Source organism: Niabella terrae (assembly GCF_054783135.1).
The window spans coordinates 79,329-99,300 of sequence record NZ_BAAGRD010000001.1; the positions used below are offsets into that span (position 1 = coordinate 79,329).

Annotated in this window: 19 protein-coding genes; 3 read left to right on the forward strand and 16 right to left on the reverse strand. The window is 44.0% G+C overall.

Going from position 1 to position 19,972, the window contains the following annotated elements:
- Window positions 1-213: 213 nt before the first annotated feature.
- The 4 genes from ACYVI9_RS00385 to ACYVI9_RS00400 all read right to left on the reverse strand — a co-directional run bounded on the left by ACYVI9_RS00385 (window position 214) and on the right by ACYVI9_RS00400 (window position 7,174).
- Window positions 214-3,810 carry an efflux RND transporter permease subunit gene (locus ACYVI9_RS00385; protein WP_460759123.1) on the reverse strand — a complete coding sequence of 1,199 codons (3,597 nt, stop codon included), beginning with the start codon at window positions 3,808-3,810 and terminating at the stop codon, window positions 214-216.
- Between the two features lie 91 nt (window positions 3,811-3,901).
- Window positions 3,902-5,107 carry an efflux RND transporter periplasmic adaptor subunit gene (locus ACYVI9_RS00390; protein WP_460759126.1) on the reverse strand — a complete coding sequence of 402 codons (1,206 nt, stop codon included), beginning with the start codon at window positions 5,105-5,107 and terminating at the stop codon, window positions 3,902-3,904.
- 31 nt (window positions 5,108-5,138) lie between these two features.
- The gene (locus ACYVI9_RS00395; protein ID WP_460759128.1) at window positions 5,139-6,545 is read right to left on the reverse strand and encodes a TolC family protein; all 1,407 of its coding nucleotides are present in this window, start codon (window positions 6,543-6,545) and stop codon (window positions 5,139-5,141) included.
- Between the two features lie 2 nt (window positions 6,546-6,547).
- Window positions 6,548-7,174, reverse strand: a complete 627-nt coding sequence (locus tag ACYVI9_RS00400; RefSeq protein ID WP_460759131.1) for a TetR/AcrR family transcriptional regulator — start codon at window positions 7,172-7,174, stop codon at window positions 6,548-6,550.
- A gap of 241 nt (window positions 7,175-7,415) precedes the next feature.
- Between ACYVI9_RS00400 and ACYVI9_RS00405 the strand changes: the two genes are divergently transcribed.
- Entirely contained in the window at window positions 7,416-8,012 is a 597-nt protein-coding gene (locus ACYVI9_RS00405) for a DUF502 domain-containing protein (RefSeq protein ID WP_460759134.1), read from the forward strand.
- A gap of 72 nt (window positions 8,013-8,084) precedes the next feature.
- Here ACYVI9_RS00405 and rplQ read toward each other — a convergent pair whose 3' ends face one another.
- From rplQ to ACYVI9_RS00445, 8 genes are all read right to left on the reverse strand, one after another.
- The gene (gene rplQ / locus ACYVI9_RS00410) at window positions 8,085-8,684 is read right to left on the reverse strand and encodes a 50S ribosomal protein L17 (RefSeq protein WP_460759137.1); all 600 of its coding nucleotides are present in this window, start codon (window positions 8,682-8,684) and stop codon (window positions 8,085-8,087) included.
- A 160-nt stretch (window positions 8,685-8,844) separates the two neighbouring features.
- Window positions 8,845-9,846: a DNA-directed RNA polymerase subunit alpha gene (locus ACYVI9_RS00415; RefSeq protein ID WP_460759140.1), complete on the reverse strand. Its 1,002-nt coding sequence runs from the start codon at window positions 9,844-9,846 to the stop codon at window positions 8,845-8,847.
- Window positions 9,847-9,930: 84 nt separating this feature from the next.
- Complete coding sequence (gene rpsD, locus ACYVI9_RS00420; protein WP_460759143.1) at window positions 9,931-10,536, reverse strand: 30S ribosomal protein S4; 606 nt, start codon at window positions 10,534-10,536, stop codon at window positions 9,931-9,933.
- A gap of 249 nt (window positions 10,537-10,785) precedes the next feature.
- On the reverse strand, window positions 10,786-11,187 hold the full coding sequence (rpsK, locus tag ACYVI9_RS00425; protein WP_460759145.1) for a 30S ribosomal protein S11: 402 nt from the start codon (window positions 11,185-11,187) through the stop codon (window positions 10,786-10,788).
- A 169-nt stretch (window positions 11,188-11,356) separates the two neighbouring features.
- The gene (gene rpsM / locus ACYVI9_RS00430) at window positions 11,357-11,737 is read right to left on the reverse strand and encodes a 30S ribosomal protein S13 (RefSeq protein ID WP_460759148.1); all 381 of its coding nucleotides are present in this window, start codon (window positions 11,735-11,737) and stop codon (window positions 11,357-11,359) included.
- Window positions 11,738-11,814: 77 nt separating this feature from the next.
- Complete coding sequence (rpmJ, locus tag ACYVI9_RS00435) at window positions 11,815-11,931, reverse strand: 50S ribosomal protein L36 (RefSeq protein WP_240847440.1); 117 nt, start codon at window positions 11,929-11,931, stop codon at window positions 11,815-11,817.
- Window positions 11,932-11,972: 41 nt separating this feature from the next.
- Window positions 11,973-12,194: a translation initiation factor IF-1 gene (gene infA, locus ACYVI9_RS00440; RefSeq protein WP_330973103.1), complete on the reverse strand. Its 222-nt coding sequence runs from the start codon at window positions 12,192-12,194 to the stop codon at window positions 11,973-11,975.
- Window positions 12,195-12,300: 106 nt separating this feature from the next.
- The gene (locus ACYVI9_RS00445) at window positions 12,301-12,690 is read right to left on the reverse strand and encodes a hypothetical protein (protein ID WP_460759152.1); all 390 of its coding nucleotides are present in this window, start codon (window positions 12,688-12,690) and stop codon (window positions 12,301-12,303) included.
- A gap of 285 nt (window positions 12,691-12,975) precedes the next feature.
- On the opposite strand from ACYVI9_RS00445, the gene ACYVI9_RS00450 reads away from it, so the two are divergent.
- Window positions 12,976-13,602: an outer membrane beta-barrel protein gene (locus tag ACYVI9_RS00450; RefSeq protein WP_460759155.1), complete on the forward strand. Its 627-nt coding sequence runs from the start codon at window positions 12,976-12,978 to the stop codon at window positions 13,600-13,602.
- Window positions 13,603-13,682: 80 nt separating this feature from the next.
- On the opposite strand, the gene recG is transcribed toward ACYVI9_RS00450, so the two are convergent.
- The 4 genes from recG to ACYVI9_RS00470 all read right to left on the reverse strand — a co-directional run bounded on the left by recG (window position 13,683) and on the right by ACYVI9_RS00470 (window position 18,460).
- The gene (gene recG / locus ACYVI9_RS00455; protein WP_460760312.1) at window positions 13,683-15,818 is read right to left on the reverse strand and encodes an ATP-dependent DNA helicase RecG; all 2,136 of its coding nucleotides are present in this window, start codon (window positions 15,816-15,818) and stop codon (window positions 13,683-13,685) included.
- A gap of 88 nt (window positions 15,819-15,906) precedes the next feature.
- Window positions 15,907-16,410 carry an RNA polymerase sigma factor gene (locus ACYVI9_RS00460; RefSeq protein WP_460759158.1) on the reverse strand — a complete coding sequence of 168 codons (504 nt, stop codon included), beginning with the start codon at window positions 16,408-16,410 and terminating at the stop codon, window positions 15,907-15,909.
- Window positions 16,411-16,524: 114 nt separating this feature from the next.
- Window positions 16,525-17,262 (reverse strand): tyrosine-protein phosphatase, encoded by a 738-nt coding sequence (locus tag ACYVI9_RS00465; protein ID WP_460759160.1) that lies wholly within the window; start codon window positions 17,260-17,262, stop codon window positions 16,525-16,527.
- Entirely contained in the window at window positions 17,222-18,460 is a 1,239-nt protein-coding gene (locus ACYVI9_RS00470) for a glycosyltransferase (RefSeq protein WP_460759163.1), read from the reverse strand. The genes ACYVI9_RS00465 and ACYVI9_RS00470 overlap by 41 nt, the downstream gene beginning before the upstream one ends.
- A 106-nt stretch (window positions 18,461-18,566) precedes the next feature.
- On the opposite strand from ACYVI9_RS00470, the gene ACYVI9_RS00475 reads away from it, so the two are divergent.
- A complete protein-coding gene (locus ACYVI9_RS00475; RefSeq protein WP_460759166.1) occupies window positions 18,567-19,922 on the forward strand; it encodes a hypothetical protein in 1,356 nt (451 codons plus the stop codon).
- The last annotated feature ends 50 nt before the right edge of the window (window positions 19,923-19,972 follow it).

Genomic DNA, 19,972 nt, shown 5'->3' on the forward strand with positions numbered 1-19,972 from the left:
TCCTATCCTATCCTTTTACCCGGATAATCCGAACGCAGAATGGAGATGGATTGTAAATTAACTAAAGCATTCATCGCTTCAGGATCGCCCCTGTAAGCAGGCGCACCTGAATCATCATCCTGCCATTCTATGAAAGTGGGTCTATGACCTACTGCTAAAATGACTAAAGGGAGGCTTGTGCCTCCCTTTAGTTTATTTCTGATAGATCAAGTATTAGAACCAGCTACCGGTAAAGGATTCGTTTACCTTATAGGTGTTTTTATCCGCCAGACGATTTGCCCGACGCCTTACCCGGCGTTTTTGAATCATCGTCTGAATGACCATGAGTATAAAGAAGATAAAGATAAATGGAGGTATCCCCATAAATGAAATCCATCTTCCACCGAAAGTTCTGCGCATCGGACGTTTGAGCCGCTCTGCGATCAGGTACATACTGGGTACCATAAACAAGGTCATAAAGAAAGCGAATGCCAGGCCGAAGATAATGGTCCATGACAGGGGCTTCCAGAAGGCCGCATTGTCACCCCCAAAGAAGATATGTGGATTGAGGTCTGAAAACAAGGTGATAAAGTTGATATTAAATCCTACCGCCAGCGGAATCAGCGCCAGAATCGCTGCCAATGCCGTCAGCAGCACCGGAATAATCCGGGTCTTGCCGGCCTGAATCACAGCATCCCGGGTCTTGAGTCCCCTTGCCCGCAATTCATCTGCAAACTCGATCACCAGGATCCCGTTCTTGATAACGATACCCGCGAGTCCCAAAATACCCACACCGGTCATTACGACGGATACAGTCATGCCGGTCAGCGCGAAGCCAAAGAGTACACCGATCACACTAAACACGATCTCGGTAAGAATGATGACCGCCTTACTCACGGAATTGAACTGTACAACCAGGATGGCCAGGATGATGATTAGTGCCATCACGAGCGCCTTGGAAAGGAAGGCCCCGGTCTCTGCCTGCTGTTCGCCCTCACCGGTTTGCTTGATGGTTACGCCATCAGGCACGGATTTAAAATTATCAATATGACGTTTGAGTTCCTGATTCACTGATGTTGCGGTATAACCCTGGGTCTCCAGCACATTTGACCGGATGGTAATGACCCGTTTCTGGTTCTTACGTTGTACACTTCCGAGGGTATTGGTATAATCTACTTTTACCAGCGATGCTACAGGAATCTGTCGATACTGCCCGGAGGCCATATCCATAAAGCCGATTTTCTGATTCAGGAGATTGACGAGATTCTTACGTTGCATTTCCTCATTGCGCACCTGAATCTTATACTCATCTTCCCCATCCTTGATCTTGGAAGCTTCCAATCCGAACAATGCGGTACGGATGGTCTGGCCGATCTGCGCCGAAGAGATACCTTCACTCATGGCTCGCTGGCGGTCCACCGTAAGCGAGATTTCCGGGCTCCTCAAATCGATATCCATTTTCAGCTCTTCCACACCAGGTGTCTGGATGCTGTCCAGATAGTTTTTCAGATTCACGGCTGTTTCGATCAGATTGTCAAAGTCCTCACTGGCAACTTCAATATTCACCGGCGGATCTGTGGGAGGGCCATTGGCTTCTTTATCGACCGAAATTTCAGCACCGGGAATCCCTTTTATGGCTGCTCGAATACTGTCCAGATACGGAGCGGAGGATTTTCCATCCCGCTTCTCATACTCGACAAAGGATACCTGGATCCGTCCCAGCTCACTCCGGGTACTCCTGTCACCACTATTGGGATCAGCAGCACCCACTGCCACGTTGGTAATCACACTTTCTACCATTGGATTGGTTTTCCCTTTCTCGGGATCCATATCCAGCACTCTAAATACTTTATTCTCCAGTTGCCGGGTAATACTATCGGTAATCTCCACGCGGGTGCCGGTAGGTAATTTCAGGTAAACGTATATCTGGTTCGGATCACCACTGGGAAAGAATACCGGTGATTTACCTAATGCACCAAAAACGACAACTGATAGTATGAATAAGCCCACTGCACCCAGCAGTAATCCAACCGGATGCCAGCCTTTCAGGGCCCAACGCAACAGGCTTTCGTAATGGTCCATAATCCAGGGCAATACCTTATTCTGGAAAGCGTGAATCCATCCGTCAAAAAAGTAGCGGTTGAGCACCATAAGTATCAACAGAAAGATCAGCAGGTTGCCAAAGAATGAGGCACCGACCAGATCCAGCAACAGTCCTACTCCCAGCATGATCCAGAAATAAGGCTTTCGGAATATAGCAGACTTGGGTTCCTTCTTATCCGATTCCGCATGGTTCATGAAGTCAACGGCAAATACCGGGTTCATGATAAAAGCCACAATCAGTGATGCGGTCAGGGTGAAGATCAGCATCAGTGGCAGGTAAATCATAAATTTCCCGATAATACCCGGCCAGAACAATAACGGGAAAAAGGGTGCCAGGGTGGTCAGCGTACCGGCCAGTACAGGATACCATACTTCTCCAGCAGCTATTTTTGCTGCTTTTTCGCTGTTGATCTGACCTTTTCCTTCCGTAAATATCCGGTGGGTGTTTTCAATTACCACAATCGCATCGTCCACGATAATCCCCAGGCCAAATAGCAGGGCAAAGAGGACTATAAAGTTCAGGGTAATATCCGTTCCTGCAATAGGCGCTCCCAACGGTAGAAAAATAAATGCCACAAACATACTGAGCGGCACACTCAAGGCCACGAAGAAGGCATTAGTGACCCCCATAAAAAACATCAGAATCAGCAACACCAGAATAAAGCCGATAACGATTGAGTTGACCAGATCGTTAAACGATGTCCGGGTACTAATACTGGAATCACCAGTCACCCGCACGTCCAGATCTTTGGGAAAAGAATTTTCCTTGAGCTCCTCAGTTACCTGTTTCACCATATCACTGGTTTCTATCAGGTTTTCCCCGCTTCGCTTGATCACGTTAAGCGTAATAACATTTTTACCATCCAGACGGGCATAACTGTCCCGGTCCTTAATGGTATCCTTGATCGTAGCGATATTCTTGAGATAAATGGGTGCTCCTTTTGAGTTGCGCAGGACCACCTGCTCAATATCAGCAGCAGTTTTGAACTGTCCTTTCAATTGCAGGGTCCGTTGCATATTGCCCACATCCAGCTGACCGCCTGAAATGTCCATATTCTCATTCTGGATCGCCCCGGCAATATCGTTAAATGTCAATCCGGCCGCCTGCATCCGGTCATTATCGACATTGATTTGGAATTCGCGTTCGGGAGCACCAACCAGATCAATCCGGTTGATCTGGGGCAGTTCCTCCAGTTTATCCTGCAGGTCATCTGCAAAACTCTTCAGCCGTTGCGGATCATAGTCTCCGCTGATATTCACATACATAATCGGCATTTCCGAAAAACTGACTTCAAGCGCTGTAGGCTCCTGAGTAAGATCAGTCGGCAGATCCTGTGATGCCTTATCAATCGCGTCCTTGACTTTCTGCAATGCCACGTCCACTTTCACATCGGTACCGAATTCCACCATGATAGCGGAATAGTCGTTTACACTGGTACTGGTAACCTTGCTTATTTTGGCCCCGGTAATCCCCTTAATCTGCTTTTCAATCGGCTGGGTTACCAGATTTTCCATGTCCTTGGGAGAGTTACCGACATAGATTGTTGATACATAAATGGTCGGTATCACAATATCCGGAAACTGCTCTTTAGGCAGGGTCATGAACAGCATGGTACCCCAGCCCGTTACGGCCAGAATTAATAAATAGATAAAAGTTCTGCTTCGGATCGCCCAGGAAGTGGGCTTAAACTCTTTGAACTTGCCTTTGAAGTTTTCTAACGCAGACATATTGTTTGATTTCTTTAATTTGAATGGTTAAGGTTTCTGTTTAAGGGGAACCTTCCTTTGCTCGAAAATATTACGCCGGTTCATACCTTGCTTATTGAGCGGTAGTTATTACCTGACCGTCGTAAAGGCTCTGAAATCCTTCGGTAATGATTTTATCACCGATAGCCAGGCCGCTTTTCACTTCGAGACGCTCACCATATAGTTCTCCGACAATGATCGATTTCTTACGGGCTACCAATTTCCCATTTTCAGTAACCGCTACCAGCACGTACTTGCCTTTTTCGTCGGTCTGGAGGGTATTGACCGGTATCGTAATCGCTTCGTCACGACTGTAATCCTGAATCTGCACTTTGGCAATCTGATTGGCACGGATAGATTTATCTGCGGGCAGATTTGCTTCTACATAGAAAGTGCGTGAAGATGGGTTAATCAGTTTACTTACCACCGATGCCCTGGTATTAATAGTCCGGTTGTTTGCTTCCGGCAGGGTAACAACCAGGGGCGATCCCTGCTGTACGCGGTCGATATAATTCTCAGGTACATCTACGATCAATTTCAATTGAGATGTATTTACAATGGAAATCTGGGGACCGGATGTGGACATCCCCGTGAACATTTCACCCACCCGGATATTTACCTGATCCACCGTGCCATCAATATCAGCGGTTACGGTACTGAAAGAAAGTTGTTCCTTCGCCGTTGCAGCCTGAGCTTCCGCTGCTTTTAACTGGGCTGTCAGCTGCTCTACGGTTGCCTTGGCCTGGATGACCTGCATTTCCGCACCGATGTTATTGTCCCAAAGATTTTTCTGTCTCTGGTAGGTGGTTTTCGCTAGATCCAGCTGGGCTTTGACAGTAGCTACCTGCTGGTTGGCTGCAACGGCCTGTTGGCGCGGTATGGCATCATCGAGTTTCAGCAGGGCCTGACCTCTGCGTACGCGGTCCCCCTGTTTTACATAAATCGCCCGCACGATACCACCCTGACCATTTCTGGGTGCTACATAAGCAGTTTTCCGGGCATCCACTTTACCTTGTAAGTCGATAAAATGATTGAAAGCGGATTCGCCGATCTGTTCCACGGAAACAAGTTTGGCTTTTACTGAACTGGGATCCAGCACAGCTATCTCGTCCTGGAGTTTATTAATCTGTTCGTTGAGCTTCTGTTGTTCGCCTTTGAGCTTTTGCAGCTCCGTTTTTTTATCATTGAGTTTGCTGCGCTCCTCCTTTTTTCCACCTCCGCAAGAAGCTAGCGCCAGTGCGAAAATCAAGAGTGTCGACAGTTTTAAAATAGCTCGCATAGTATGTGATTTAAAGTTTTATAGTCCGGTTTTAAAGTTTTCCTGTTGCTTTTAAGTAATCCACTTTCGCGATTACAGCATTGTACAATGCATTATAATAGTTTGTCTGGGCCGTCTGTAATTGCACCCGCGCATTATCGATCTCCAGCTGACTGCCGGTACCTACTTCATATTTTTTCTTGGTCTGCTGATAGACTTTTTCTGCCAAAGCCATATTCTGCTTCTGATAATCCATATCACTAATAGCGGATTTGAAGGAGTTAATGGCTGTTTCCCTTTCCTGATCAATGTTCAGTTTAAGGGCTTCAATTTGATTCTGAGTTTTGCGTAACTTAATGCGGGCCTGGGCAATTCTGGCGTTGGTAGCAAATCCGCTAAAGATCGGAATATGCAGGTTCAGGGCGATCGAACTGGCCGTAAACCAGGGACCCTCCATCGTCTTGCTCAAAGAATTCTCCATGGCCATTTTAGAATAGCTGCCGCTGAGTGACAAAGTGGGTATCTTACTGTACTTGTAGCGTTGAATATCATACTCGTTGAGCTTCTCACCCAGAAGAGCTGCCTGGTAATCCTTGCGCTGTGCATAATCGAAAGGGAGGGCGGTAGCTTCCATTAACCCTTCTTTTAACTGGTCATCTGTCAGGGTATCGGTAAGCACCAGCTGGTCCTTCATCGGCATGCCCATTAATAATTTCAGCCCCAGGTAGCCGTTTACTACCCCATTGACGACCTGCACTTTCTGGGATTTGGTATTCGCCAGCAGGACATTCAGTTTATCGATTTCCAGCATTTCCGTAAAACCATTGTCATACATAATTTTTGTATCATGTATGTTCTTGTTAATCAATGCCAGGTTGGAGTCAATTAATGCCAGCTGGGTTTTACTGATGACCAGTTGATAATAAATTTTGGAAATATTCAGCTTCACCTGTTCAAAGGTCAGTTCCGCATTTTTCTCTTGATATTCGATCAGTGATTTTCTGGCCCTGAGTCCGGTAAATACCTGTCCGTCAAAAAGTATCTGACTCAGTGAAAGTCCGGCATTGGAAGTCCACTTGGTGCCAAATTGGGCATCAATAAAACCGTAGTCGCCACTTGGGTCGGAACCGATTGGATCACCATTACCGTCACGCACGTCCAGTTGCTGTAGCACGCCAATAATTGCCGGTGCGAAGAAATTGGGGAAACGCTGAACCGCCACATCTGGATTATAGGTAAGATTACCATTGGCGCTAATCTGGGGATAGGCGGAACCAGTGACTTCACGATTAACCTGCTCCTGCAGCTGAACATCCAGTTGTGCGTTTTTCAGCTGGACATTATTCTTCTGGGCATAATCCAGCACCTGTTGAAGGGAGAATTCATGCAGTTCCTGCGCCGAAATACCGGTGAAACTGAGTAACAGCATTAAAGCTGCTATAAATTTTGTTGTTCTCATATTTACTTTTTTGCGCTTTGCAGTTTGTATTTTTCAATGAGTTTCATACCTTTTGGGGTCGCTATTCCAAATAGAAACAAGTAGGACAATTGTTCCTGCATTTCCACCAACCCCAGTTTCACATGTTCATGAAATTCTTTGGAGAAAGGCAGATCAATGCTTTCTACTCTGAGTCTCGCCGCCAGCCCCAGATCGATATCCGAGCGAAACAATCCATCTTTTATTCCCCATTCAATACTAAGCCGGATAAAAGAGTACAAATCCTCCTGTTTAAAACGCTGGAACATTTGATAGGCCTGCGGATGATATTTCTTTAAATCAAAAAGAAAGACGGGATTCAACCGCTTCATCATCTCGGATACGTTATTCATGGCCAGAAAACATTCCTGAATGGCATTTTCAGCTACCTGCCTGCAGTGCTCGCAATTTGATTTATTGAGCTCCAATATTGCACTCAAGACTTCGGTTACAAGGGCATTCTTATCAGTATAACTCTGATAGAGGGTCTTCTTACTACTTCCCAGGGCATTTGCAATATCATCCATGCTTACGCTCCGAATCCCATATTGCATAAACAATTCTTTCGCCTTCTCCCCAATTCTTAGTTTAAATTCCGATATGCTATCCATAAGATCTGCGCGAAACTAAGGAAACTATTTTAGTTACAAAAGTTTCCTGTAAAATTTTTCTTGTAACCGGATATCTAGAAAAGAAAACGGATTCAAAAATAAATTACTCTACGAGCTTTCAAATATTTTTTAGGTCAACTGCCGAAAACAGCTGGTAAACGGCAAATATGCGAACCTAAAGGTCAATAAAACAGTGGCCGGCGACTGGTGCGCCATCAACAGAAGTTGCTATCTTGCATCTATGGAAAATCAAACCACGCCTACCAGAAGGGATTCCCCGATCAAACGCCTGTTCAGGTATTTTGTGCAGGGAATTGTGATCCTGGCGCCTGTCAGTATAACGGCCTATATCCTTTATACCATTTTCACCTGGGTGGACGGATTGTTACGCCCGGCTGTCTTTGAGACCCCGGGAATCGGCTTTATTATCATCATAGCCTTTATTGTATTTATTGGCTGGCTCAGTAGTTATATTATCATGGGCAGTGTTATAAATTTCTTCGATCACTGGCTGGAACGTACCCCCGGTATCAAACTGATTTATAAGTCCATTAAGGATTTCTTTCAGGCTTTTGGTGGCGATAAGAAGAAATTTACCAAAGCGGTGCTGGCCAACGTGTTTAATAATGATGTATGGATCGTAGGATTTCTTACAGATGATGAAATGGAAAAATTTGACATGGGACAGGATATGGTAGCAGTATATGTTCCCCAGGCATATAATTTCGCGGGGCAACTCTATATCCTGCCCAAGGAGCGGATTAAGCCCATTGAACATCTTAAACCCGCGGACGCTATGAAGTATACGGTTACCGGTGGGGTTGTAGAAACAGAATAATCGGAACCTCCGGTAATGAAAAAAGCCCCGCAATGCAGGGCTTTTTTCATTATAAAGTTCAGTATCAAAGTACTAGGCTTCTTTTTCTATTGCTTCACCGGCTTCTGATGTAGTATCCTGAGCAGGAGCAGCTGTTTCCGGGGCTTCGGTTGTAGCCTCAGCAGGAGCTTCAACCACCGCTTCAGGTGCTTCAACGGCTTCTGTTGCAGTGGCTTCAGGTGCTGCCTCGGCTTTTTTCTTAGCGGCACCACCACGGCGACGGGTACGTTTGCCAGCCGCTTTTTCATCAGACGCGACACCTTTACCATAGATTTCATTGAAATCAACCAGTTCGATCATCGCTTTTTCAGCAGCATCACCGGGGCGGATACCTAATTTAATGATCCGGGTATAACCGCCTGGACGACCGCCTACTTTGGCTGCTATAGTATCAAATAATTCCTTGATGGCTTCTTTATCCTGTAAATGGGAAAAGACGATCCGGCGTTGATGGGTCGTATTGTCTTTACTTTTAGTAATCAGCGGCTCTACATAAACACGCAAAGCTTTTGCTTTGGCAATTGTAGTAACTATACGTTTATGTTTGATTAACTGGCAGGAAAGATTGGCCAATAAAGCTTCTCTGTGGGCCTTGGTGCGACTTAAATTTTTAATTTTGTCTCCGTGACGCATGACTTGTTGTTTTGTGGACGGGTGGCCGGTAATTTAGAGCCCCCTCCGTTGTTAATAATATCGGTTGCACCGTAGTCAGGGAATTGCAACCTAACTCCCATTTCTTCAGGGAGTAATTGATTGTGATGGTCGCCTGCGATCAGCGAACCACCCGATCGGACTAATAGTCGTCTTTATCAATACCCAATTTCTGAAGATCCATTCCGAATCCCAGGCCTCTTTCATTCAGTACCTGCTCAATCTCAGACAGAGATTTCTGACCGAAATTGCGGAATTTCATCAGGTCTTCCTGTTCGTATTGTACCAGTTCACTTAAAGAATTGATTTTGGCGGCTTTCAGACAATTGAATGCCCGCACTGACAGATCCAGATCTTCCAGAGGTGTCTTCAGCACTTTACGTAATTGCAAAGTACTTTCGTCAACCAGGTCTTCTTTCTTTTCTTCCTTGTTGTCAAAAGTGATGTTTTCATCCGTAATGATCATCAGGTGCTGAATCAGAATCCGGCTGGCCTGCTTTACAGCATCTTCGGGATGAATCGTACCGTCGGTCACCACTTCCATGATCAGTTTCTCATAGTCAGTGCGTTGTTCCACACGGGTATTTTCAATACTGTATTTTACATTCTTGATGGGGGTATAGATGGAATCAATAGCGATCACACCTACGGGTGCATCCGGAATATCATTTTCTTCTGCAGGTACATATCCGCGACCTTTACCTATCGTCAGTTCAATATCCAGTTTGGCGGAAGAGTCCAACGTACAGATAGCCAGTTCCGGGTTCATGATTTCAAAGGTCTGGGTACCTTCGGCAATCATGGCTGCAGTAAACTGGGTCTGGTTTTTAACAGAAAGAGAGATTTTCTCGTTAGCTACTTCATGATCTACTACTTTTTTGAAACGTACCTGCTTTAAATTCAGGATAATTTCAACCAGATCTTCACTTATACCTTTTATTGTAGCAAACTCATGATCCACGCCATCGATGCGGATTGCAGTAATGGCATAACCTTCCAGAGAACTTAACAGGACCCTGCGAAGGGCATTTCCAATGGTAACACCATATCCGGGTTCCAGGGGAGCAAACTCAAACTGAGCTTCAAAATCAGAAGCTTTCTGTAAGATGATTTTATCGGGCTGCTGAAAATTTAAAATTGCCATATTTTATGATTGTTAATGGTGAATAGTGATACAGTCAAAGTCGCCTTCGAAACCTGGTCCAAAGCCGACCTGTTCACTAACAAATTACTTGTTGTACAATTCAACGATCAGTTGTTCCTTGATATTCTCAGGAACATTCTCCCTTTCAGGATAAGTAATGAAAGTACCGGTAAATGTGGTTTCGTTAAAATCCAGCCATGAATACTTGGGGTTCTTGGGACTCACCTGGCTGGTGATAGAACTGCGTGTCTTGCTGTTCTCTTTGATAGAAACGATATCACCCGCTTTCAGAGAATAGCTGGGGATATTTACCACTTCACCGTTGACCTCAATGTGCTTGTGGCTCACCAGCTGCCGGGCTGCCGGACGGCTGGGTGCAATGCCCAAACGAAACACAGTGTTGTCCAAACGTGATTCAAGTAATTTGATAAGGTTATCACCGGTTACACCTTTACGACGGTTAGCTTCTTCGTAAGTTTTGCGGAATTGTTTCTCTAAAACACCATAAGTGTATTTAGCTTTTTGTTTTTCACGCAATTGCAAAGCGTATTCACCAAGGGTTTTACGTTTGCGTTTTTCACCGTGCATACCGGGCGGGTTGCTGTTCTTACCCAACCATTTACCATTGCCTAAAATAGGCTCTCCGAAAATACGGGAGATCTTGGTCTTAGGACCATTGTAACGTGCCATAATTATACTTTCATTTAAGCTTTTTTAAAAACCGGTACTTCAATCAGTAAAAAGCTTTGTAAAAAATTAATTGAGTACCCTTTATAAAAATGAAAAGCCAATTGGCTATATCTATTGTCGCAGGCAGCCATCAGCATAGCATTACTATGATTTCCCGAATGGGGACTGTCTGTACACAATATTTTAAAGAACTAATTGCTGAAGCGGCCGGCATAAATCCGTAAAAGACCAGCAGACCTGTAAAAAGGATTATACCCTTCTTTTCTTGGGAGGACGACAACCATTATGAGGCAACGGAGTCACATCCTTAATGGTTACAATCTCGATACCGCTCTGAGAAAGAGAGCGAATCGCACCTTCTCTACCGGAACCAGGACCTTTCACAAAAACGTCCACTTTCTTCAGACCGGCGTCAACAGCAACTTTGGCTGCATCTGCAGCTGCTGTCTGGGCCGCATAAGGTGTATTCTTTTTAGATCCACGGAAGCCCATTTTACCGGCGCTGCTCCATGAAATCACCTGACCGCTCTTATTGGTAAGGCTTATAATAATATTGTTGAATGTCGCGGAAATGTGCGCATCGCCATAGGAATCTACTTTTACGATTCTTTTTTTTGCGGCTGCTTTTGCGCTTAATTGTGCTTTTGCCATTTTACTAAAAGGTAATCTTTAAAAAATTAATAATTGTTCTTTTTCAGAACAACCCTGATCAACCCTATTCCTGCACCCGGGCTTCCGTAATCGATCAGGTAATATCTGGTGCAAACATGCAAAAAAGCCTAAAGCTCGGGAGCTCAAGGCTTTTACGCAATTCCTCTAATTATTTCTTAGCGGCTTTCTTCTTACCGGCTACGGTCTTACGCTTGCCCTTGCGGGTACGACTGTTGGTCTTAGTACGCTGACCGCGAACCGGCAGTCCTTTTCTGTGACGTAAACCACGATAACAGGCAATATCCAACAGACGCTTGATGTTCATCTGTACTTCACTCCGCAGCTGACCTTCAACTTTCAGTTCTTCAGTAATGGTAGAACGAATGGCGTTCAGATCATTATCATCCCATTCATGCACTTTCTTATTCCGGTCAATACTATTCTTATCCAGAATATATTTTGCGGTCGAGGGTCCGATTCCGTAGATATAGGTTAACCCTATTTCGCCTCTTTTATTTTTTGGTAAATCAACACCGGCAATACGTGCCATATTATTATTTTAAATTCTAAATGTTAAACATTCAACTTAACGCTTCCTTCCCACCACCAGGATGGGCCGTAGGAATATTATCCCTGACGCTGCTTATAGCGGGGATTCTTTTTGTTAATGATGTACAGCTTTCCTTTGCGGCGTACAATTTTGCAATCCGCGCTGCGCTTCTTTATGGATGCCCTGACTCTCATAATTTACTATTTAGGTCCTGTGCTTTTACCGCCCAGGGTAATTAATTTTTATATCTGAAATTAATGCGCCCTCTTGTCAGATCATAAGGCGACATTTCCAGTCCCACTTTATCTCCGGGTAGAATGCGGATATAGTGCATCCTCATTTTTCCCGATATAGTCGCTAAAATTTCATGCCCATTCTCTAATTTCACCCGGAACATTGCGTTGGACAAGGCCTCCAGGATCACACCGTCTTGTTTTATTAAGGGTTGTTTAGCCATAAAAATTTTAGGGCTGCAAAGATAGGAATAAATTGTTATAAATAAAAAACCTGCTTTATTAAATTTAAAGCAGGTAACGTGACTTCGCACAAAAATAAGGTAAAAATCAAGCTTGGAGCTGCACTTTGGTCATCTGCAGATAAATATTCTGTAAATGATGCACCGAAATCGGATGGTCAAAATAGCGCCGGTCTTCCCGGTACCAGGCTTCAACTGTAGAAAAGTCTGATGATGAGGGAGATATAACCCGGAAAGGGCCTTTCCCGTACTTGGCACCTTGTTCGGATTCCATACGTTCAAAACCCAGTTTGAATAATTGTGCTTCGTTGAGTTCCAGAGGAGCTAATTGATCGGCTTCATACCAGAAATCCTGTATTCCGTTGTTTACCTGCACTTTATGATCTTCATTACTGACACTAATCACAGTGCCCTCCCGCTGCACGCCTTCATCATTAATAACTACCCAGTCTCCGGCTTTCATTTCAGATAATTTCATATGAATCGAGTTTTATTGGCTTGAACTATAAATCTGCCTTCAGTCGCTTGTGCTTCTGTCAAAGGCAAAAATCCCCTTCACCCCCATAAATTTAAAGCAAATAAGCTAATCACCCGCATATTTTTCCAGACCGGGGGAAGAAAACATTTGTAACTATGGCACGGGCACCTGAATAACATACTAGCTAAAGAACAAAGTGAGTGGAAAAGAAAGGTTTTTCATCAAATTGTTACCGTTATGATATGTTAATGTCATACCTTGCGCCGAAATTTTAAATACCTATTTATGAAAAAAATCTTTTTAGGCCTCGCCGCCTTAAGTTCTGTAGCCCTTGCTAACGCCCAATCCGGCAGTATTTTAGTGGGTGGAAATGTTGATTTCAGCAGCTATACCAAAGACTATGGTGAAGATGATACAGAAAAATCCAACACCCTGGAATTTGCCCCTACCATTGGGTATCAGTTCAATGACAATTGGACAGCAGGTGTAGTTGGTTCTATTGCCACCAACAAAAACAGGGTTCCAATTTCCTTAATTGATGAATTGGAAGGATTGCCCGGCACCACCTATGCGGAAGATGTTAAGACAACTACCCTAGGCGTAGGCCCCTTTGTCCGTTATACCCAGCCGCTGAGTGAAGTATTTTCTTTGTTCGGCCAGCTTCAAGGCCAGTATCTGTCTTCTACAATGAAAGAAGATGGGGAAAATATTGATTCTCAGGAGCAGACTGGTTTTAACGTTGGGTTCTTTCCTGCCGTATTTATCAATGTGAAAAACGGATTTGGGCTGAATTTTAATATCGGCGGTATTGAATACACTTCCAAAAAATTCAACGAAACCGATATCAAGAACAGCAATTTCAACGTAAATTTTGGAAAATCTGTAAGTATTGGTATTTCCAAGAATTTCTAAGTAATCTTTTTATTGAACTTTTCAGAAATGGCTCCTTATCGGAGCCATTTCTGTATACTACCTACCGGTAAATCCAAAATTCAGGAAATTTTACTCCAGGCCGTCTTGCCTTTCTGGGATTGAAGAAATTTTTTCAGTCGTTCATGTTGCGGTAAAATGAGTTCCGGGTCTTCAGTGAGTATGCGTTCGGTCATTTTTCTTGCCACATCGACCATGGCCCGGTCATTGACGATATTGGCCAGTTTGAAATTCAGGGCACCACTCTGCCGGGTACCTTCAATATCGCCAGGTCCTCTGAGTTCCAGGTCTTTTTCGGCAATTACAAATCCATTATTGGTCGAAGTCATGATTTTCATACGTTCCCGGGCTTCATTGCCCAGTTTTCTGCCGGTCAGCAGGATGCAATAACTTTTCTCGGCGCCCCGACCCACCCGACCTCGTAGCTGATGCAACTGGGAGAGTCCGAATTTCTCCGCACTTTCAATAACCATCACGGATGCATTGGGGACATTAACTCCTACTTCAATGACCGTAGTGGATACCATGATCTGTGTATCATGTTCCACGAAGCGTTGCATATTTATCTCTTTCTGTGGGCCGGGTTGCCGACCATGTACCATGCTGATATAATACTGCGGTTCCGGAAAATAGGTTTTGACCTGCTCATATCCCTGCATCAGGTTCTCATAGTCCAGCTTTTCGCTTTCCTCAATTAGCGGAAAAATGATATAAATCTGGCGCCCCAGACTAATTTCTGCTTTCAGAAAATCCATGACATTACTGCGGTCCGTATCAAAACGATGCACCGTTTGTATCGGCTGGCGGCCAGGCGGCAGTTCATCGATGACGCTATAGTCCAGATCCCCATATGCCGTCATGGCCAGGGTGCGGGGAATCGGCGTGGCGGTCATGACCAGTACATGGGGAGGGATTTCATTTTTCTCCCAGAGTCGGGCTCTTTGTGCCACGCCAAAACGGTGCTGTTCGTCTACTATTACCAGGCCCAGATTCTGAAACTGTACGGTGTCTTCAATTACGGCGTGGGTACCAATTAATATCCGAATGTCTCCGGTATTGATCCCTTGAAGTATCTGTCGGCGCTGTTTTCCCTTAACGGAACCGGTCAACAAGGCCAGCTCCAGATCTAAATCCCTCAATAATTCGGAAATTCCTTGAAAATGCTGCCGCGCCAGTATTTCAGTAGGAGCCATCAAAACTGACTGATACCCATTATCTGCAGCCAGTAGCATGCATAAAAGGGCAACGATGGTTTTCCCGCTGCCCACGTCCCCCTGAAGCAACCGGTTCATCTGCCGGCCGCGGGCCGTATCATTTCTAATCTCCTTTAATACTCGCTTTTGGGCACCGGTAAGTTCAAAAGGCAGATATCGGCTGTAAAAGTCGTTGAACAGCGCGCCTACCTGATCAAAAACATGACCACGGGAAAACCGGTGTCGCTGGGATCTCAGGAGGTTAATGCGCAACTGCGCGAGGAAAATTTCCTCAAACTTCAGGCGGCGGACCGCCTGTTCGTAATGCTGCAGCGAAGGCGGGAAATGTATGTACCGGAAAGCATCGTACCGGGGCATCAGCCTTAATTCCTGCAACATGGAATCCGGCAGGTTTTCCGGCAGATCCTTAGGCCCCAGATGCTGTAGGATCAATCCGGTCAATTTCCCCAGCTGACGTCCACCCAGGCCCCTGGTTTTCAGTTTCTCAGTGGTAGGATAAACCGGCTCCAGAAAGGCCTTGCCTTGTACTTTATCCGGCGACCAACTTTCCAGTTCAGGATGAACCATTTGAGGCTGGCTCAGGTACCATCCCGGCTTTCCATAAACCAGATAAAGGCTTCCGGGATGCAGCATTTTTTGCAGGGTATGTATCGCCCGGAACCAAACCAATTCCAAGGTTCCTGATTTATCCTGAAGGGTGGCAATCAGGCGGCGGCCCTGCCGCTCCCCCACTATCTGAAGCGGACCCAGCACACCGGCACACTGCACATAATCTGAAGCAGGCGTCAACTGACTGATCGGGGTTACGCTAGTCTTGTCGACATGACGGAAGGGGAAATGATGCAGCATATCCCGAAAACTAAATACAGCCAACTCCTTTTGCAGGAGCTCAGCCCGTTGCGGCCCCACACCTTTCAGGTAGGCAATGGGAGAGTTTAATATGGAATCAGTAGATGGAATGCTGTTTCTGTTTGCTTTGCGAATTTATAAGTTATCTCGAATTAATAGCCCCCGTAACGAAAAGATCCCGCCATTAAGGCGGGACCTAGATTTTTTAAGCAGCTACTACTGCTTAGTATCTGTTAATTTGTTCTTTCAACAATTTACGTGCAAAGTGGATCCGACTCTTAATGGTTCCCAGCGGTTCATCCAGATATTCGGAAATTTCCTGGTACTTATAGCCTTCAAAATACAGTTTAAACGGCACTTTAAAAGTCTCCGGTAACCCTTCAATAGCGGCTTCGATCTCTTTCTGTCGTAAGGTGCTTTCTGCGGAATTTACCACAGAAACCTGTCTCATATTAATCAGGTAATCCTCGGGGGTATTGTCCAGTACCGTTCTGCGTTTGGCGTTACGCCGGTAATCATTGATAAAGATATTACGCATGATGGTGAATAACCATGCCTTAATATTGGTGCCGGTATTGTACTTTTCCCTGTTTGCCAACGCTTTATACAGAGTTTCCTGATACAAATCGTTCGCAGATTCATTATTCTTGGTAAGATTGACTGCAAAGGGCTTTAAAAATCCTGCATTGTCAACCAGTAATTCGCTGAACTCTTTTTCCTTTTCCATGCTGCTTCTTGATTGATTTTAGGGTTCACTGCTAAATTAATGCTTAAACATCAACGGGCAGTATTTGCAAATAAATATTACAAAAACTTTACCGAACCTAAAAGCCTGACAGTACTACAGTTGTTTGTTAAGGAATCTGCCATTATTGACCATTTCTTCCAAATTAGGGCTAAGTTCGAAAGTCTTTAGACGCTCCAGATGGCCCGAATGATGCATATCCGTCCCCAGGAAATCATAAAAATCATGTTTCATGAAATAATTTGCCATTTCACTGACAGTTCGGCCATAGCCACCGGTGGCAGAGAGCGCATTTAATTGAAACATACATCCGTTTTCCTTCAGATCATGCAGTAGGTCGTATTCCTTGTATAAATAGGTATAACGTTCAGGATGCGCTAATATAGGTTGATAACCAGCCATTTGCAAATCGAAGATCATTTCCTTCATGTGCATGGACATATGCATCACTGAGAATTCCACCAGTACCATATTATCTTTAATGGTCAGCAGGGGGATTTTTTTCCCCAGTAATTCAGCCATATGGTCGTCTAGAAAATACTCTGCAGCAGCATTGATTTCTATTTCGATGCCTCTTTCTTGCAGCTCGGAACGGACCAGATCTAACTTTTCATGGATAATTTCAGGGGTATTCTTATATAAATCCCATAGAATATGGGGGGTGGTAATCAATTTCTTATAGCCTAAAGCCTCCAATCCCCCGATGAGCGACATTGAAGTCTCCAGATCCTTGGCTCCGTCATCAATACCCGGTAATAAGTGCGAATGCATATCCGCCCCCAGCAGGGAACCGTCAAACTTGCCAGCTTTTTTCCTTGAAAACAGGCCGAACATAATTTTTTTCCTTCTTCTCTAAAAGTTCATAATACAAGGCCCTGAAATCAGATGCCAGGCGCTGCACGCCATACCGATCCAATACCCAGTTACCGTTAGCAGCGAGTCTTTGCCTCAAGGAATCATCATTGACCAGGGAAGTTAGATTTCTGAAATAACCCTCCCTGTCTTTTATATCTGATAACAAGCCGGTTTCATTTTCTATGATGATGTCAGCAATTCCTCCCACTCTGGTGGATAAGACTGCCTTACCAGCAGCCTGTGCCTCAATCAGACTCACCGGTGTACCTTCGTTCTTCGAACTTAGGCACATAATGTCTATTCCTGCATTAACCACGTCTACGTCCATCCTCCAGGAAGTAAAAGTAAGGCGTTTTTCGGTATCAAAAGGTTGTCCTGGCTTGTTTACCGATATTCCCAGTTCACCTGCTTGGCGAATCAGTCGTTCCCGGGTCTCTCCATCACCTACTATAAACGCTTTTACCTTTCGATCCGTATGCTCCAATGTATAAGCCAGAGCTTCGAGAAATAAATTATGATTCTTTATGGGTACCAACCGGCCTACAATTCCAATGGCTATTTCGTCATCTTTGATCCCGAATTCTCGTCTAAATTTCATACGTTTCGCTATCTGGTCACTTGTAAAAGCCGCTAAGTCGAATCCCAGTGGTATCATTCTGAAACGACCAGGTTTAGCAATCCGAAACAAGTTGGTCAGATCTTTCTGCTGTCCGGGGCTAATGGCTATCAAGGCGTCTGTTCTAGCGCCTAGCGCCCGCTCAATATTGAGGTATATTCTGGTCTTTGTCTTATTAAAGTAAGAGTGAAACACATGCCCATGATAAGTATGGACTATTACCGGCACATTAGACGTGGCTGCAGCGAACCGACCTACGGCGCCCGGTTTGGCTCCATGGGTATGAATAATGTCCGGTTTAAAATCTTTGATGACTTTCTTCAGCTTCCAGTAGGTACTATAGTCTTTCAGGGGATGAATCGCCCGGCCCATTTCAGGAATAATTACCTTATTAATGCCCATCTGATCAGCCATCGGGCTGGCATCCTTTTCATGAGACTCCTGTTCCCCTACCACCAAAAGTGTCTCAAAATCTGGCTGCAAATGCTTGGTCAAATTTAAAACATTCAAGGTGGGGCCACCTACAATAAGCCTATTATGTATCCGTAATATTCTCGGCATAATGCTTAAACAGTTAGGTAATGCATAATTAAAACAAAATTATATATATTATCCCAAACTGTTACTTTTACAGCCAAAAACTATTCTTATCTAGCAAAATAAATCTGTGACTCAATACAATTTAATACTGGAAATTTTAATTACAATTGTATTGTTAGGTATCATATATCCAATCGCTTATAGGTTTCGGAACAAAAAATACCCTCTAGGGCATCCGTACAGGAACTTTTTTATACCCGGCTTAAGTTTAAAAATTTTAGGTGCGGTTTTAATTAGCTGCATATACTTATTCTACTATAAAGGGGGGGATACATTGAACTTTTTTCATGAGGGTCAAATTGTTAATACAGCGGCAGATGATTCGATAGGCAAGTGGCTGAATTTATTACTAGGGATTCCAGAAGAAAACGCGGTAGGTTACTATAAATACACCCGCTACCTATTGTGGTACAATGCCAAATCGAATTATATAGTTGTAAGCTTATCTGCGTTTATCAGTATGTTTTTAGCTAAAACTTTTATACCAACAGCTATTTGCTTTGCTATAATTTCTTTTACAGGAATTTGGGCTATGTTTAGAGCATTTGTAAAAATATACCCTCAATATATTCGGCAAGTTGCTGTTTGTGCTCTTTTTATCCCTAGCGTTGCAATTTGGGGGTCCGGGATTTTCAAAGATACTATTTGTCTTTTCGGTCTTGGCTGGATGACTTATGGAACGTTCGAAATATTGATCAAGAAGAATTTTTCTTTAAAAACGATTGCCTTAACTATACTTAGCTTTCTATTAGTTAGTACGGTGAAAATATATATACTAATAGCCTTCTGCCCTGCTATAGTTTTATGGATATTATTTTCCTATACCCAAAACATCAAAAGTCGCTTTTCGAGAATTATCTTGAAGTCAGGAGGGATGCTAGTAGTTGCAATCGGATTTTTCGCACTCCTTACGCTATTAGGTGACGAACAACTAGGAAGATATTCATTTGACAACCTAACCCAAACATCTAAAACAACTAGAGAATATATTCTCAGGCGATCCGAGGACTCGGAGGGCGCAGCATACGACCTTGGGGCAATTACCAGTATCTCTGATATAGTTCTAAAGGCACCACTAGCGATAAATGTAACTTTATTTCGGCCTTATCTATGGGAATCAAAAAAAATGATAACTCTTTTTGCTGCCCTCGAATCTTTTTTATTCCTCCTTATCACTTTGATAGTAATATTTAGAACAGGATTAAGAAAAATTGCTTCTACAATCAGCGCTGACCCTAATATTCAATTTTGTCTTGTATTTTCACTAATTTTTGCTTTCGCAGTTGGAATCTCTACGTACAATTTCGGTGCTTTGTCAAGATATAAAATCCCTTGCCTGCCCTTTTACTTATTTGCGATTGTATTGATTTATTATAAGAATGCTCCAAAAGGGTCTTATTTACTAAAACCTTTAAATATTTAATAAATAATACAACCTAATATTCTTTTACCAAATTACTCAATAATCTAGTT